The 15,949-nt window shown below is 58.4% G+C and carries 19 protein-coding genes; 13 read left to right on the forward strand and 6 right to left on the reverse strand.

Going from position 1 to position 15,949, the window contains the following annotated elements; translation table 11 throughout:
• Positions 1 to 212, forward strand: a 212-nt coding sequence (locus tag EJ576_RS29895; RefSeq protein WP_218570339.1) for a hypothetical protein, incomplete at its 5' end; no start/stop codon positions are given.
• 146 nt (positions 213 to 358) lie between these two features.
• Positions 359 to 688: a hypothetical protein gene (locus tag EJ576_RS25045; RefSeq protein WP_126571391.1), complete on the forward strand. Its 330-nt coding sequence runs from the start codon at positions 359 to 361 to the stop codon at positions 686 to 688.
• A gap of 8 nt (positions 689 to 696) precedes the next feature.
• Here the strand turns inward: EJ576_RS25045 and EJ576_RS25050 are convergent, their stop codons facing one another.
• The gene (locus tag EJ576_RS25050; protein WP_126571392.1) at positions 697 to 1,332 is read right to left on the reverse strand and encodes a LysE family translocator; all 636 of its coding nucleotides are present in this window, start codon (positions 1,330 to 1,332) and stop codon (positions 697 to 699) included.
• 126 nt (positions 1,333 to 1,458) lie between these two features.
• Between EJ576_RS25050 and EJ576_RS25055 the strand changes: the two genes are divergently transcribed.
• The 5 genes from EJ576_RS25055 to EJ576_RS25075 all read left to right on the forward strand — a co-directional run bounded on the left by EJ576_RS25055 (position 1,459) and on the right by EJ576_RS25075 (position 4,383).
• Positions 1,459 to 1,830, forward strand: a complete 372-nt coding sequence (locus tag EJ576_RS25055) for a PH domain-containing protein (protein WP_122725519.1) — start codon at positions 1,459 to 1,461, stop codon at positions 1,828 to 1,830.
• A gap of 132 nt (positions 1,831 to 1,962) precedes the next feature.
• Complete coding sequence (locus EJ576_RS25060; protein WP_126571393.1) at positions 1,963 to 3,126, forward strand: S-type pyocin domain-containing protein; 1,164 nt, start codon at positions 1,963 to 1,965, stop codon at positions 3,124 to 3,126.
• A 14-nt stretch (positions 3,127 to 3,140) separates the two neighbouring features.
• Entirely contained in the window at positions 3,141 to 3,428 is a 288-nt protein-coding gene (locus tag EJ576_RS25065; RefSeq protein ID WP_122725524.1) for a colicin E3-like toxin immunity protein, read from the forward strand.
• Positions 3,429 to 3,533: 105 nt separating this feature from the next.
• The gene (locus EJ576_RS25070; protein WP_126571394.1) at positions 3,534 to 3,821 is read left to right on the forward strand and encodes a colicin E3-like toxin immunity protein; all 288 of its coding nucleotides are present in this window, start codon (positions 3,534 to 3,536) and stop codon (positions 3,819 to 3,821) included.
• 4 nt (positions 3,822 to 3,825) lie between these two features.
• On the forward strand, positions 3,826 to 4,383 hold the full coding sequence (locus EJ576_RS25075; RefSeq protein WP_305956023.1) for a hypothetical protein: 558 nt from the start codon (positions 3,826 to 3,828) through the stop codon (positions 4,381 to 4,383).
• Here EJ576_RS25075 and EJ576_RS25080 read toward each other — a convergent pair.
• The 3 genes from EJ576_RS25080 to EJ576_RS25090 form a co-directional block, all read right to left on the reverse strand.
• Complete coding sequence (locus EJ576_RS25080) at positions 4,322 to 4,894, reverse strand: hypothetical protein (protein ID WP_122725528.1); 573 nt, start codon at positions 4,892 to 4,894, stop codon at positions 4,322 to 4,324. The genes EJ576_RS25075 and EJ576_RS25080 overlap by 62 nt on opposite strands.
• Positions 4,895 to 5,034: 140 nt before the next feature.
• A complete protein-coding gene (locus EJ576_RS25085; protein WP_028617863.1) occupies positions 5,035 to 5,412 on the reverse strand; it encodes a cytochrome c family protein in 378 nt (125 codons plus the stop codon).
• A 43-nt stretch (positions 5,413 to 5,455) separates the two neighbouring features.
• Positions 5,456 to 5,887, reverse strand: a complete 432-nt coding sequence (locus EJ576_RS25090) for a VOC family protein (protein WP_126571395.1) — start codon at positions 5,885 to 5,887, stop codon at positions 5,456 to 5,458.
• Between the two features lie 148 nt (positions 5,888 to 6,035).
• Between EJ576_RS25090 and EJ576_RS25095 the strand changes: the two genes are divergently transcribed.
• The 3 genes from EJ576_RS25095 to EJ576_RS25105 all read left to right on the forward strand — a co-directional run bounded on the left by EJ576_RS25095 (position 6,036) and on the right by EJ576_RS25105 (position 9,466).
• A complete protein-coding gene (locus tag EJ576_RS25095; RefSeq protein WP_122725532.1) occupies positions 6,036 to 6,416 on the forward strand; it encodes a response regulator in 381 nt (126 codons plus the stop codon).
• Between the two features lie 195 nt (positions 6,417 to 6,611).
• Positions 6,612 to 7,226, forward strand: a complete 615-nt coding sequence (locus EJ576_RS25100; RefSeq protein ID WP_122725534.1) for a biliverdin-producing heme oxygenase — start codon at positions 6,612 to 6,614, stop codon at positions 7,224 to 7,226.
• Positions 7,223 to 9,466 carry an ATP-binding protein gene (locus EJ576_RS25105; protein ID WP_126571396.1) on the forward strand — a complete coding sequence of 748 codons (2,244 nt, stop codon included), beginning with the start codon at positions 7,223 to 7,225 and terminating at the stop codon, positions 9,464 to 9,466. Before EJ576_RS25100 ends, EJ576_RS25105 begins: the two co-directional genes overlap by 4 nt.
• An 11-nt stretch (positions 9,467 to 9,477) precedes the next feature.
• Here EJ576_RS25105 and EJ576_RS25110 read toward each other — a convergent pair whose 3' ends face one another.
• A complete protein-coding gene (locus EJ576_RS25110) occupies positions 9,478 to 10,794 on the reverse strand; it encodes a cell wall metabolism sensor histidine kinase WalK (protein ID WP_123477969.1) in 1,317 nt (438 codons plus the stop codon).
• Positions 10,791 to 11,501 (reverse strand): response regulator, encoded by a 711-nt coding sequence (locus EJ576_RS25115; RefSeq protein ID WP_016979629.1) that lies wholly within the window; start codon positions 11,499 to 11,501, stop codon positions 10,791 to 10,793. Before EJ576_RS25115 ends, EJ576_RS25110 begins: the two co-directional genes overlap by 4 nt.
• A gap of 165 nt (positions 11,502 to 11,666) precedes the next feature.
• Between EJ576_RS25115 and EJ576_RS25120 the strand changes: the two genes are divergently transcribed.
• The 3 genes from EJ576_RS25120 to EJ576_RS25135 all read left to right on the forward strand — a co-directional run bounded on the left by EJ576_RS25120 (position 11,667) and on the right by EJ576_RS25135 (position 15,949).
• Positions 11,667 to 12,455 carry a VacJ family lipoprotein gene (locus EJ576_RS25120; RefSeq protein ID WP_126571397.1) on the forward strand — a complete coding sequence of 263 codons (789 nt, stop codon included), beginning with the start codon at positions 11,667 to 11,669 and terminating at the stop codon, positions 12,453 to 12,455.
• A gap of 449 nt (positions 12,456 to 12,904) precedes the next feature.
• The gene (locus tag EJ576_RS25130; RefSeq protein ID WP_126571398.1) at positions 12,905 to 14,794 is read left to right on the forward strand and encodes an alkaline phosphatase D family protein; all 1,890 of its coding nucleotides are present in this window, start codon (positions 12,905 to 12,907) and stop codon (positions 14,792 to 14,794) included.
• A gap of 141 nt (positions 14,795 to 14,935) precedes the next feature.
• Positions 14,936 to 15,949: a diguanylate cyclase domain-containing protein gene (locus EJ576_RS25135; RefSeq protein ID WP_126571399.1), complete on the forward strand. Its 1,014-nt coding sequence runs from the start codon at positions 14,936 to 14,938 to the stop codon at positions 15,947 to 15,949.

Raw genomic sequence — 15,949 nt, forward strand, 5'->3', positions numbered from 1 at the left:
TTTTCAGAAGCTTTCGAAGATTTCTTCAACAACTTCAACCACTTGCGCTTCCGATCTCTCGTCAGCGGGAGGCGAATAATACAGCTTTAAAATTCGTGGTCAACCCCAGCATAGAAATTATTTTTCCTTACCGAAGAGCTCAGGTTGCCACTCTGAAAATGTCCAAGGGCTGTACAACATCTCCGGGCAGCACGGTCAGAAGGTGTGCTTGAAACGCGTCATGAAGTTCCGCGGCGCGCCATAAGCATTCCAGTTGCCTGCATACCCATAGTAGTAGCCCCAGGTCTTTTTTTTCCGCCACAGAACAGGGATCATCGCCCTCCCCTACTATCCCCAAAGACGCCGAGGAACCGAGACCATGGAATTGACGCTGGAAGCGGCTGCGCTCTTTGCACTGAAGCTGGTGCAGGAGACGGACGACAGCAGCCCGGTTTTGCGGGATGACCCGGTGATGGAGAGGTATGACCGCGAAGTGTTTGGGTTGTTGATACGGCAGGGGGATTTGGCTGGGATTCAGTTGAAGCTCAATGAATGCCTGAAGTTGGCGCTCGACTCCCTGGGCGGCGCCGATACTGTGCTGGGTCGCGAACTGCAACGGCTGGCGGTGGATGTGCGCCAAGCGTCGACACTGAATGAACTCAATGCCCCGCTCAGCGCACTCAAGGACTATCTGAAAGCCATCCTATAAAGAACAACTTACCGCCGCCCTTCCACCGCCATCCGCACCGCCAACCCCATCAACACCGACCCCATCAACCAACGCTGCACCACCTGCCACCCCGGTCGGGTGACGAAAAACACCGCGATGGAGCCCGCCATGGAGGCAATCACCGCATTGACGCTCACGCTGATAAAAATCTGCGTAAAACCCAACACCAACGATTGCGCCAGCACACTGCCATGACCGTTCGGGTCGATGAATTGGGGCAGCAATGACAAATACATTACCGCCACCTTGGGGTTCAGCAGGTTGGTGACCAGGCCCATGGTGAACAGCTTGCGCGGGCTGTCCTTGGGCAGGTCCCGCACCTGAAAGGGTGAACGCCCACCCGGCCGAATCGCCTGCCAAGCCATATACGCCAGGTACATCGCCCCGCCGAAGCGCAGCACGTCGTAGGCAAACGGCACCGCCATCACCAACGCCGTGATCCCCAGCGCAGCACACAGCATATAAACCAGAAACCCCAACGCCACGCCGCCCAGTGAGATCAATCCGGCCTTGCGCCCTTGGCAGATCGAGCGGGAAATGAGGTAGATCATATTCGGGCCGGGGGTGAGCACCATGCCGAGTGAAATCAGCGCATAGGCCAGCCAGTTGGAGAGTTCAGGCATGATGGGGCTCCGTTTTTGAAACATCTGGCCAAGGTTGTAAGGTTGGCCGCCATGGTAGGGCGCTCAAAATGCCCGCGTTAGATACAGATCCGCGAGCAAAACGGCATACACCCAAGAGGCAGGCCCATGATCGATTTCAACAACAAAGGTTTCTTCAAACTCAAGCAAAACAACGAATACGCCGAACGTGTCGCCGACCTGCTGCTGGACGGTGAAAAAGTGGTGGATGCGTACAAGGCCATGCGTGATGGGGTGGTATTTACCAACCAGCGGATTATCGCGGTGAATGTGCAGGGGATTACCGGTAGCAAGAAGGACTTCACGTCGCTGCCGTACAAGAACATCGTCGCGTATTCGGTGGAGACGTCCGGGACGTTTGATCTGGATTCGGAACTGGAGATTTACTTTTCTTCGCTGGGCAAGGTGAAATTCGAATTTACTGGGAGGACCTCGATCGTCGAAATTTCACGATTGATTTCCAAGCACCTGCTGACCTGATCAACCTGCAGAAACAGACGCCTCCACCCAACCGTCAGTCCACTTTTCCCACATCAATCACCGATTGATGCCGACATAAGGTTTTAACTACCCCTCGTACGCTCACTCCCTCCCACAAGGAAGTGAGCCGACATGTCAGAACGCTTTTACCCACCCACAGAAGAAGAGTTAAGCAAGCGACGGATCCTGACCCCGCAGCCATCGCGTGCGCCGTATTCGCCGTCTGTTGATTACTTCGAGGCATCCCCTGCCCCGCCACCCGCGATAGCCAAACCTCCCGGCTGCGTCTTTATCAAGCCCTGCCAACTGCCTGACGGCATCACTCATTACTTCAACCCCGCCGGTTATGTCCCGCTGGAGCTGATCAAGGAGTACAGCCATTTAAGCCTGTTGGGTGGGCGTGAAGTGGACAGCCGGGGGACGGTTGCCTTACGCAAGATCAGTGGTAGCGCTTTGCCTGCTGGGTTGGGGCAATTGGCATTGCGTTCGGCGGTCCTGGAGTCGGCGACCACTGCCGTTGTGTCCGCTGCTGGTGGATTGTTGACAGGTTTGGTGGCGCTGGCTTGGCCGTCGGAATTGGGCGATAGCGCGCTCTACAGCGAAGCGCAATTGCGCTCGATGCAGCGGGCGCGTTCGCAGATGCGGTTGCATGTCGAGCAAAGGGAGGACGGCACGCTTAAGGGGTATGGGTTTTACACAGGCAACAACCCTGACTGGCAGATGATCGATGTGGTGCAGTTCCAAGACCGTGGCGATCAGTTTGTGGCGGAGCTGGGTGAGGGTGTGGAGCTGATCTGGACACCTGCCGTTGATCCAGGCGACACGTTAGGTATTCCGGCTTTGGAGGCTGCGCCGCAAGCGCCGGTGATCTGGATTTATCCGCCGACGGAGAAGGCGGCGCAGATTCTGGTGAACCCGATTTACCCGCCGGAGTATCGGGATTTTATTCTGGTGTTCCCGGTGGAGTCGGGGGTTCGGCCACTGTATGTAGTAGTGAATGAGCAACGCAAGGGCCTAAGAAATGCGGATCATGATTACTTTGCAGCGCCAAGGACGGAGGACCTTACTGGCTTCCCCGGTTTAATAAAGCAAAAGAGGAAGTCCTCAAAAAAGGATGGTCGCGGGCTTCGCGAGCGTTGGAAGGACGCCAAAGGGCGACGGATTTTTGAGTGGGACTCAGAAAAAGGTGAATTGGAAGTTTACCGATACAGCGATGTGAAACACCTAGGTTCATTTGACCCCTATACCGGTGAACGTCGAGGACCGGCGAAAGATGAACGACGCATTAGAAAATAAACGGAGAGTCAATCATGGTGATGAAGGTAAGACTGGAATGGTTTGATAAACAAACCGAAAACTTAGAGGCGGACGAATACTCCGCAAACCTTGACGAGGACGATGGCATCCTTAAAGCACTGGACCTGCATGATGAACCTCAAATCTATGCCGGAGGATTCGATGTTCTCCCAAGCTGGATAGCGATACTCCAGCCACATTTCCGGCATGTTATAGAACCTCGCTTTTTCGACTATCAAATTTCCTTTCGCTACCAAGGCGCTTGGCCACCACCTCCCAAGCAACCTAACAAGGAGTTTTGATGCAATGAGACCTGTACTTTTGGCGCGTTTGACCCTTACACCGCCGAACGTCGAGGCCCGGCGGACCCGAAACGTCGAATCTACAGATAACGAGGAACTCGGAAAATGGTGATGAAAATCAAATTACGATGGTACGAAAAGCACAGCAATGACTTGAAAGAGCATGAGTACTCAGCGGACATCGAAGATTCAGACGGCGTTTTTGAGGCGTTGGGTTTAGCTGAAGAAACTGCGATATATGCAGATGTATTCAACGTATTGCCTAAGTGGCTAGCGATTATTCAACCGTACTTCCAACACATGATTGAACCCGACCACTTCGACTATCAAATCTCCTTCCGCTACCAAGGCGCCTGGCCACCACCTCCCAAGCAACCTAACAAGGAGTTTTGATGCAATGAGACCTGTACTGCAAAAGCCCCTCCTCTACCGCTCAGTCAACACCCGAACCCATGGCGTACGCCACGGGAGTTGCAGCGCTTACCGGTACGAACGCCACAGCAAAAAGGCACAGCGCGCACTATCAACCCGAGGCTCGATGCACAGCCACCATCAACACGGCTTTGATTACACCCCGCTATTTCGCTTCCTCCTATCCAAAGTCGGTCACCCCTGGGATCAGGTTTTCAGCGAAGCCAACGCCCGCCTGAATCGCCCGGAGCCGGTGTTCTGGATGGTTGCGCAACATGAAAGCGACAAGCAGGACTACGTGGCAACGGATGAAAATAGCTACTACAGCGGCTTGTGGGTCGACGAAGCCGGCCTGCTACAAAAGGTCAATCCACAGCTGACGCCCGAGCAGATGAACCCCGTTTGCGATGGCTACACCCACACCTTTAACGGTGTGGTATTCGCCCAGCCTTTACCACGCAAACGGAGGTCAACGCCCACTATCACCCCTCCTTCACCTCACTCCCCGCGCCCCCAATCAACACTCGATTCCCCGGATCCGTAATATCAAACACCTGCAGCGCACACGCCGCACGGTTGAGCCGGAACTGGTACTCCACCAAATACACCTTGGCCTTCTCCGGGCTGAACGTGCTCATCACCGGCCCGCAGCTATAGTAAGTGCCATTGCCCTGGCTTCTCGCCGAGCTGGACACGGTGAGTTTCTTGCCAGGATCCGCCTGTATCTCCAATTGTGGAAACCGCTTGAACCCCACACTCGCCACCGTCTGGTTGACCTTGGCAATCCAGTTGAAGACCTTGCCTTCGCCGGTATCCATCACAGTGCCGAGGGTTTCCAGGCGTTGGTCGGGGTCGCCTTCGCGGCGGATGGCGAATTCGACGGGGTTCGTGCCGCCGGTGGCCTTCATGATGACCTTGGCGTGCTCCGCATCCACGTCCACGGTTTTCTGGCGCAGTTGAATGCCGTCCTTGAGCAGGCTGGGCGACGAGTCGCGTTGGTTGGATTGGCAGGCGCCCAGGGCCAGGGCGATGGAGAGCAGCGCGATTCGCTTCACGGGGGATGTCCTTATCGGGGTGAGAGTGAGTAATAACTGGACCCGTGTTTAAACGGATTGTTCCCCCACTATGCCGACTCGTTAAACACCCACTGCGCGCCATTGGCGTTGCCTCGACGTTCAGAAACGTGCGCGAGTGATCACTTAGGCTGGAAGGTTTCCAGGTACGCCAGGATGTTTTCGATTTTCTCCTGATCACTGATGCCCCAGAAGATCATCCGCGTGCCACTCACCACCTTCTTCGGTGCCTCGATGTAGGCAGCGAGTTTGTCCCGGGTCCAGACCACGCCGGAGTTTTTCATCGCGTCGGAATACTGGTAGTCCGTGGTGGTCCCGGCGGGTCGGCCGATGATGCCGTTGAGTTCTGGACCGAACCCACCTCGCGCACCTTCACCGATACTGTGGCAACCGCCGCAAGTCTTGGTGAAGAGCTTGCCGCCGGCCTCGGCGTCGCCGGCTGCGAAGGCAGGGCTTGTGGTGAGGATCAGGGCGAGGGTCATCAAAGCGCGGTACTTCATGGGGACTCCATTTCAAGCGTTGCGGCGACAAAGGTCGAGGCAATTATGCCGGTACTAAAGGCCTTTCCCCCAGCCGTTCAACCAGGCGTACCAGGTAACCGTCCGGGTCTTGCACAATGAACTGGCGCTGCCCGGCCTCTACATCGCCCGCGCGGTACCAGGCTTGCTCAACATCCTTGAATAGCGGCCAGTCAACACGGGCCAAACGTTGCAAAATCGGCGCGACGACGGGTACGTCGATCTGCAGGTTGATACCTCGTCCGAAAGGTCGATCCAAAGGTGCGGTCAACCACTGCCCGCCGTTGGGGTCGTATTGCTCCAGCATGATTTGCGCGCCATTGAGGTCGAGGTATGCAAAGCCTTCCTCAACGCGCTGGTAAGCCAGGGTGAAACCCAACTGGTGCACCCAGAAATCCAGACTGGCACTGAGGGTGGTAACGATCAGTTCTGGAACCATAGGGTTACGGATAAACATGTCAATCCTTGAGCACGTAGAAGCGAGCCCCACACTTTACCGGATAGTGCCTCTAAAACGACCATCCATCGCCCCATAGATATCCAATCGAACCTATATAGACGTGTTCTACTCCACCTCTATGAACCCTGATGGTGGAGTAAGGATCATGGCTCAGCCATCGATTTTAGTGCTGGAAGACGACGAGATTATTCGATCATTGATGGTGGATTTACTGGAGGATTTCGGCGCGCTGGTGACGTCGTTTCCTTCGGCGGATGAAGGGATGATTTACCTGGAACGGGGCGATGACCCGGTGGACTTGATTGTCAGTGATATCCAGATGCCGGGGTTGCTCAATGGTTATGACTTGAGCCGGGTAGTCGCCCATCGTTGGCCGAGCGTGCCGGTGGTGCTGACGTCGGGTAACACCAGGCTGGCGGCTCAGTTGGGGGGATCCGTGCGCTTTCTGCCCAAGCCGTGGAGCAGCGAACACCTGATTGAATGCGTGAAAACTGCCCTGACCCAACAGGGGTTGTCCATGCATTAATGGCGTCACGACATCACTTGAACCGAACTTCGCGACAAGCGCTGCGGTCATTAATGAGGCAAGGAGCGACTTTTCTGATCCGCTGGTCAGCCTTTTCGCCTTGTGCGTACAGATGAAGGCTTTGAGGTGTGTAGAATCGTCGCCCATTTCGACGCGTCATTCATGGCCGAGAGGCCCACAGTTCGAGCTCATTGAATGCATTCACAGGCCCATGACGCTGGTGCGCCCTCATTGCTGGAAGCGTTGCGCACAGGCACGGCCCTGCTGCATGTGGCGCTGGAAAAGCGCCTGCCGTTTTTCTCAGAACGACTGGATGCCGATTGGTACGTGCGCTTGCTCGAGGCGTATTACGGGTTTTATCAGCCGATGGAGTCCGCCCTGTATGACAGTGGCTTGATCCCCGATGGATTCGACACAGCGCTGCGTGTGAAAACACCCACGTTGGTGTGCGATCTCAATGCCTTGGACCTGGATGCCCCGGCCATCAACACCCTCCCCTGTTGTACTGAACTACCAACCTTCGATACCCCCGCCGCCTGCCTCGGTGCTCTGTATGTACTGGAAGGCGCGACCCTGGGCGGCCAGGTATTGCGTCGGGAAATGACTCAGCGCCTGAACGTAAACGCCGACAACGGTGGTGCGTTTCTCAATGTGTACGGAGCCGAAACCGGTCGGCGCTGGAAAGATTTTCTCGACTACCTGGGCGTCCAGCCACTGGACGCGCCAGCCAGGCAGCGCGCAGTAGACGCTGCCCGATCAACATTCAGCTGCTTTGAGCATTGGCTCGACAGCCAGGAGGTACTGCTATGAAACCCGAAGATTTTGAAGAGCTGCTTGCCAACTGTGCCGACGAGCCCATCCGTTTTCCTGGAGCGATCCAGCCCCACGGTGTGCTGCTGACGTTGTCGGAGCCGGACCTGAACATCATCCAGGTCAGCGCCAACATCGCCAATTTGTTTGGCCATGCCCCCGAGGCGCTGCTGGGCCAGCCACTGCACACGTTGGTAGGCGCGGAGCACGCCAAGGCGGTTGCCGTCATGGCCGAAAACCATACGTTCTTCGATGCCCCCCCTTTGCATGTCACATTCAACGGCGCGGAATTCGAAGGCCTGCTGCACCGCCATCAAAATGTGCTGGTGCTGGAGTTCGAACCGCTGCTCAAGGATTTCCGCCCACGGGTGCTGAATGGTCGCACCAGTGACCTGGGCAAAATGCTGCAGCGCTTGCAGTCGGCGAAAACCCTGCAAGCGCTGTACGAAATCAGCGTGAATGAAATCCAGGCCATGACCGGGTACGACCGGGTACTCATCTATCGCTTCGAAGACGAAGGCCATGGCCAAGTGATCGCCGAAGCGTCGGCGCCGTCCATGGAGCTGTTCAACGGGCTGTTCTTCCCTGCGTCCGACATCCCGGAGCAAGCCCGCGAGTTGTATCGCACCAATTGGCTACGCATCATCCCGAACGCGGCCTACGAGCCCGTGCCACTGCTGCCCAAGCTGCGCCCGGACACCGGCCAGCCGTTGGACTTGAGCTTCGCCACCCTACGCAGCGTGTCGCCGATTCATTGCCAGTACATGCAGAACATGGGCGTGTTGTCGTCCATGAGCATTTCATTGATGAAGGGCGACAGGCTGTGGGGCCTGATCAGTTGCGGCAACCGTGAGCCGCTGCTGGTGCCTAATGACCTGCGTACGGCCTGCCAAACCATCGGCCAGGTGTTGTCGTTGCAGATCAGCGCCATGGAAGCCCTGGACCTGAGCCGTCAGCGTGAAGAGAAAGTCGAGGCCCTGGCCTTACTGGCTCAGGCGATGAAGCGCTCGGAAGCAAACGTGTTCGACGGCCTGGCCCAGCAAGGTCGGTTGCTGATGGACCTGACCCTGTCCGGCGGCGTGGCGATCATCGAAGACAAGCAACTGCACCGCTACGGAAACTGCCCGGAGCCGGCGCAGATCCGTGCTTTGCACAAGTGGCTGCAAGAGGGTGGCGAGCCAGTGTTCTCCAGCCATAACCTGTCGTCGGTGTACCCGCCGGCCGCCGAGTTTCAGCAGGTAGCCAGTGGGGTGCTGGCCATGAGCCTGCCCAAGCCTGTGGATAACGGCGTGCTGTGGTTCCGCCCGGAAGTGAAGGAGAACATCAACTGGAGCGGCGATCCGAAAAAACCGCTGGATCTGGAAAACTCCGACGCCGGCTTGCGCCTTCGCCCACGCACCTCGTTTGAAATCTGGAAGGTGGAGATGGCCGGCATCTCCACCAAGTGGAGCCATGGCGACCACTTTGCCGCCAATGACCTGCGCCGCTCGGCCCTGGAAAACGACCTGGCGCGCCAGGTGCTGCGCGAACAACAAGCCGTGCGCGCCCGCGACGAGCTGGTGGCGGTGGTGTCCCATGACCTGCGCAACCCGATGACGGTGATCTCCATGCTGTGCGGCATGATGCAAAAGGCCTTCAGCTCTGACGGCCCACACACATCGCGACGGATTTCCTCGGCCATCGACACCATGCAGCAGGCCGCCGGGCGCATGAATGTGCTGCTGGAAGACTTGCTCGACACCTCGAAAATCGAGGCCGGGCGTTACGTGGTGCGGCCAGTGATCCTGGATGTGAGCCAGATTTTCGACGAGGCCTACTCGTTGCTGGCGCCCCTGGCGATGGAGAAAGGCATCGATCTGTCGTTCAACGCCGAACCGGGCCTGCAAATCAATGCCGACCCGGAGCGTCTGTTTCAGGTGCTGTCGAACCTGATCGGCAATGCCATCAAGTTCACCCCGCGCCAGGGCAATATCGGTATCAGCGCCATGAGCAATGGCGAAGAAATCGTGTTCTCGGTGCGCGACTCCGGCGAAGGTATTGCACCGGAACAACTGCCTCACGTGTTCGATCGCTACTGGACGCAAACAGAAAACAACCCGACCGGCAGCGGGCTGGGACTGTACATCACGCAAGGCATCGTCCAGGCCCATGGCGGCAAGATCGTTGCCGAGAGTGAGGTGGGTCGCGGCAGTGAGTTCCGGTTCACGGTGCCGAAGGTGATTGACGACTCGCATACCTGACGGACCTTGGGCTAAACAGGTAACACCACCACCGCCTCCAACCCCCCACCCTGGCGCTCGGCCAGGGTCAAGGTGCCGCCATGTTCCAACACAATCGCCCGAGCGGTAGAGAGTCCCAAGCCGACACCGCCCGTGCTTTTGTTGCGTGACCCTTCAAGGCGATAGAACGGCAGGAACACCTGCTCACGATGCTCGACGGGAATGCCTGGCCCGCGATCGAGTACGCGAACCACCACCTCTCCATTTTTTTGCTGCAATTCGATCTCCGGCGCGGTGCCGTAATGAATCGCGTTGTCCATCAGGTTGGTCATCACGCGCTTGAGGCCCAACGGTCGGCCGAAGTACACCAGGCGCGGCGGGCCGCGAAAGGTCAGGTCAATGGCCTGGTCGCGGTAGTCGTCGATCAGGGTTTGCAGCAATTCCGCGAGGTCCAGTTGGGTGGCTTGTTCCAGGCGGGCATCGTCGCGGAAGAATTCCAGCGCGGTGTTGATCATGGCCTGCATTTCATCCACATCGCGAAACAGCTTTTGCTGTTGATCAACATCCTCGATGAACTCACCACGCAGGCGCAGGCGGGTCAACGGCGCGCGCAAGTCGTGGGAAATGGCCGCGAGCATTTGGGTGCGGTCCTGGATGAAATGCCGCAACTGCGCCTGCATGCTGTTGAAGGCGAGGATCGCCTGGCGGATTTCATGCGGGCCGACCGGCTCGATGGGCGGTGCCCGAAAGTCGGCACCAAAGCGCCGCGCCCCCTGAGTGAAGTGCTGCAGAGGGCGGGCCAGGCGGCGGGTCGCGACCAGGGTGACCAGCGCGGTCGAGATCAGCACCAGCAACACCACGATCAGGCTGCGTGCACCATCGTCCAAACCCCAACTGCGCGACGGCGCGCTGAACATCAGCCAGGAGCGGTCAGCCAATTGCACCAGTAGCGCATAGCGGCCGTTGCCGCCGGGCCAGTCAGACGGCTCATACGCTTCCATCGGACGAGGTGGCCCTTGGAGCAGGTGCTTGAACACCTGCTCGCCCGAGTGGAAATCAGGGTCGGCCAGAACGGGTAACCCCAATGCCTGGCGCTGCCCGGCCCAGGTCACCCTGAACGCTTCGTCACCTACCGCTTGGGCCAGACGTGAACGTTGCGACGGGTCGGAGGCCTCGACCACGCGCACGACCACGGCGATCCTTTCCAACAATCCGATTTCAGTCAGCGGTGGTCGCGCCCACACACCTGCCATTTGCACAAACAAAGCGTTGAACGCCAATGCAGTCAACATCGCAATCAGAATGGTCAGGGCGATCCAGCGCGCCACAGTATCGCGTGGGCGCCTCATGAGCGGGTCACACTGGCGGTGAATTGGTAGCCACCGTTGCGCACCGTGCGAATCATCGCCGGGCGCTTGGTATCGAATTCCAGCTTGCGGCGCAGGCGGCTCACTTGCACGTCAATGCTGCGGTCGAATGCATCATGACTGTGGCCACGCGCCAGGTTGAGCAATTGCTCGCGACTGAGCACCCGTTGGGGGTGTTCGACAAACACCAGCAGCAGGTCGAACTCGCCGGATGACAATGGGATCATCACCTGATCGGGCGAGCGCAATTCGCGGCGCGTGAGGTCCAGTTGCCAGCCGGCAAAACGGATCAGCGGGCGCGCGGCATCGCCCAAGGGCGGCCGGCTCTCCCCCGCCCGGCGCAACACCGCACGCACTCGGGCCAGCAATTCACGCGCGTCGAAGGGCTTGCTCAGGTAATCATCGGCGCCCATTTCCAGGCCCACCACACGGTCACTGAGTTCACCCATAGCGGTGAGCATGATCACTGGCGTGGCGTATTGCTGGCGCAGACGCTGGCACAGCAGCAGGCCGTTGTCGCCGGGGAGCATCAGGTCGAGGATGATCAGGTCGGCGGGCTGGCGCTCCATGGCCGCCCACAACTCGATGCCACTGGCCACGGTCTCGACCGCATAGCCGTGTTGCAGAAAGAATTTCTTCAGCAGGGCGAGGACTTCAAGGTCATCGTCCACGATCAACAGGTTGCTCACCGACGGTCTTCACTGGGCTGGGACAAGGTGCCATCTAAAACCATTCGGCGCGGCTCGTCATATATTTCAACCGTGCAATAAAGCGTCAACGGCGCAATAAACCAGACATCTTTGCGCAAGACGGCAGTGCCAGCATCGGCTTCCTTTTTGCGGAGACCGTCCCCCATGCGCTCGCTAACCTACCCCCAACATCTGGCCCGCCAGGCCGTGCTGTTGCTGACTGTGTCCTACCTGACGGGCTGTGCGAGCCCGTCGCCCGTAACGCCCGCCACGCAGTGCGCACAGGTGAACTACCCGGTGTATGACCCGGCGGAGCCGGTCAACCGTGGGGTGTTTGCATTCAACCGTGCGGTGGACGACTACGCACTGGCTCCCGTAGCCCGCGGTTACCGTTACCTACCGGATTTTTTCCAGCAGGGTGTGCATAACTTCGCGAGCAACTTCAGCGAGCCAAAGGTGTTTATCAACGATCTGCTGCAAGGCAACCCGCGACGCTCGGTCAATACCCTGGGGCGTTTCGCAGTGAACACGACGGTAGGCGTGGTGGGGCTGTTTGATGTGTCAGATAGCCTGGGCATCCCGCGCCACACAGCTGACTTCGGCCAGACATTCGGCGTGTGGGGCATGGGTAACGGCCCCATTGTCGAGTTGCCATTGCTGGGCACCAGCAACAGCCGGGACGCTGCGGGCAAGGTCTTGAGCTTCCTGGTTTCGCCACTGGGGGACAGCGACACGGTGCAGACCCTGGGCACTCTCAGCCTGGTCGGCGGTACGGTCGATACACGGGCATCATTGTTGCCGCTCACCGACAGCCTGCAGAAACTGCCGGATTATTACAGTGCGTTGCGTAATGTGGTGGCGGACAATCGCGCGGCGTTTGTGCGGGAGGGCAAGCAAGGCGCTACCTCTCCCGGTCTAGACAGTTGCGCGAACAGCGCCTCGGATGACTTCTGAAAGCGCCAGCCACCCCCTGGTCATATCTTGCAGCAGCGCGTTTATAGCTGACCCGTTTCGTCCTCTATAAGTTTGGCCTCACTTCGCTCCAACAGGCGAAGTAACCCTCTACTCACTAGAAGGAAACATTCATGCTTAGCGCAATCAATCACTCAGTGGGCAGCTTTCAATACCCTCCCCAGCAGCAGGATGATGCAGAGCCCCAGCGCAGGAAGCGCAGCATTGAAGCAACACATACGCAACAGAGCGCCGCTGATCCTGAAGGCACGGCCGCCAATGATCGGCACCGTAAAACCGGAGGTGGGCTAGACAGCCTCGGTAGAGGCAATCTGCTTTAAACCGCATTAGACGAAGGGCAGTGCACGGCCCTTCGTACTCGCGCTTAACAAAATCATGACATTCACTGGATTAATCTTGCGGGTTCAATCCAGTCTGGAAATCTTGCCTGCATGCCGCTCACCCACACACTGCCCGCCGTACTGGCTGGACCACTGCTGCGACGCCTCGAACCACGGCGCCTGGTGTTGTGGCTGGTGGGGAGTCAAGCACTGGCATTGACCCTGAGGCTCCATCTGCCCTCACGAATCCTGGAGGTCCCCCTTGACCACTGTCAGGTCGTACCCGTGGGGCGCCATGCCTTTATCCACCTGATCGATGTGACACTGGACAACGCACTGCCCCTGGACGTGGAGATCAGCTACGACCTGCTGTTCGACAACACCGGCATCGCCGACTGGGCACCGCACCTGCTGTATGCCAACGCCCAGTTGCCGAGCTTCGTGCTGCACAGCCGCATCCATCAATTGGTTCACGGCTCATGCCGCAAACCCCATCACAGCGCCGACGAGGGTCTTTTGTGTGTCGATCGCCTGCTGGCCGCTGCCCAAACGCCTGCCGACCGCCCGGCGCTGTTGATGATGAGCGGCGACCAAGTCTACGCCGACGATGTCGCTGGGCCGATGCTGCGGGCAATCCATGCATTGATTGCACGCCTGGGCTTGTTCGATGAATACCTGGAGGGCGCTGTGGTAGATGACAGCGCCAGCCTCTATGGACATAGCGCCAGCTATTACCATCGCGCCGACCTGCTGCCGGCGTTGGACAGCAACGAAACCCTGCGCGAACGCTTCTTTGGCGGTGTGAAAAAACCAATCTTTACCAGCAGCACCGCCGACAACCACCTGGTGACCTTCGCCGAAGTCATCGCAATGTATTTGCTGGTGTGGTCGCCGACGCCCTGGACGCTGATCGCGCCTCAACCTCCGCATCTGAACGCAGAACGACAGCAGCGCTACGCCCGTGAACAGACCCAGATAGAGCGATTCCGCGACGGCCTGCCAGGCGTCGCGCGGGTCTTTGCGCACCTATCCACCTTGATGATCTTTGATGATCACGACATCACCGATGACTGGAACCTCAGTGCCCAGTGGGAAGAAACCGCCTACGGCCACCCCTTTTCAAAGCGCATCATCGGCAACGCCCTGTTGGCCTACCTGCTATGCCAAGGTTGGGGCAACCAACCGGATGCGTTTGGGGAACTGATCAACCAGACCCAAGCGCTCACTGCTCAACCGCAAGCCAACCATCTTGACGCCACCGCGCAGGATGAACTGTTCGAAACACTGCTGGAATTTCAACGCTGGCACTACGTACTGCCCACCACGCCTGCCCTGGTGGTGCTCGACACCCGCACCCGCCGCTGGCGCAGCGAATTCACGCTCAAGCAACCTTCCGGCCTGCTGGACTGGGAAGCCTTGAGCGAACTGCAACAGGAACTGCTGGACCACCCCTCGGCCATCATCGTCTCACCCGCGCCGATCTTTGGCGTCAAGCTGATCGAGACGGTGCAGAAGGTCTTCAGCTGGTGCGGCCACCCCTTGCTCGTCGATGCGGAAAACTGGATGGCCCATCGTGGCGCCGCCCAAGTGATCCTCAATATCTTCCGCCACTCGCGCACGCCGGGTAACTACGTGATCCTCTCCGGTGACGTGCACTACTCGTTCGTCTACGAAGTGCTGATCCGCCATCGCAACGCTGGCCCCAGGATCTGGCAGATCACCAGCAGCGGTATCAAGAACGAATTCCCACCACGATTACTGGAGTGGTTCGACCGCCTCAACCGCTGGCTCTACTCGCCCCGCTCGCCCCTCAACTGGTTCACGCGCCGCCGCACCATGCAGGTGGTGCCACATATTCCCGAGCATGCCGAAGCAGGCGAACGGTTATGGAATTCGGCGGGTATCGGCCAGGTATTTTTCAATGATCAGGGCCAGCCAGAAGCGATTTACCAGCACAACGCAGATGGGAAGGTGCCGACGAGGATGGCGGCCCCAAATTAATAGCCTATAGCCATCAATCGTAAGCCGTACATCTGCCCTATTCAAAGCCTCCAGCCCGCGTTGTACAGTAGCCTCAGCCACGGAGTATCGGCGACAACAATGGCGGGCTTCAGATGCCTGCCTACGCAAGGAAACGCGCAGATGAACGAGACCTCCGACAACAATCCGTTAAAGCAGGATTTCTCTCACTTCAACGCCGACATGCTGCACACCGTCCTGGAGCTGGTCAGCGATGGGATCTGGGATTGGAACGCCAATACCGGGTTCGTCTACCGCAACCCCGGCTGGTACGAAATGCTTGGCTATCATCGCCACGCACTGGAGAACAGCGTATTCACCTGGGAGAACGTGATCCACCCGGATGACTACCCCCAGGTGATGAAACGGTTCGACGACTACATCCACCGTCGCGCCCCTCACTACCAGGCCGAGTACCGTTGCCGCAAAAAAGATGACAGCTACCTGTGGATCGAAGACCGCGGCTACGTGATTGCGCGCAATGAGGATGGCTCGGTGGCGCGCATGGTGGGCGCCCACCGCGATATTCATCTAAGGAAATGCTCCGTCGAACAGTTGGAACGGCGCAATCAATCCCTTGAAGCGCTGGTGGCCGAACGCACCCGCGAGCTGTCACGGGTCAATCAACAGTTGCAACTGCAGTTGGATGAAAACCGCGCCCTGGCCGAAAGGGATGCCCTGACTCTGGTCGCCAATCGCTACCGCCTGGAAAAAGTGTTGTTGGAAGAGTGCGACCGCTCCCAGCGCTTTCGCCTGCCGCTGGCGCTGATCGCCATGGACATCGATGATTTCAAGTCGATCAATGATCGATACGGTCACGGTGTGGGCGATCAAACGCTGGTGCAGGTGGTTGAATGCCTGCAAAGCTGTATTCGCCCAGGTGACCTGCTGGCTCGCTGGGGTGGCGATGAGTTTGTGCTGATCCTGCCCAAAACCTCGGTGGAAATCGCAAAAACAATGGCGGCGAGTGTGCGGCTGAAATTGAAGAACAGCCCGCACCGGGATGACTTCAAGGTCACCCTGAGCCTGGGCGTGGCCGAGCGTCAAACGGATGAGCCCCCCGCCGCGTTGATAGCGCGCGCCGATCAGGCGTTGTATCGCGCCAAAGCGGCGGGGAAGGATGGGGTGTCCGAATAA

It is taken from the genome of Pseudomonas sp. C 49-2 (assembly GCF_003970195.1).
Taxonomy (GTDB): Bacteria; Pseudomonadota; Gammaproteobacteria; order Pseudomonadales; family Pseudomonadaceae; genus Aquipseudomonas; species Aquipseudomonas canadensis.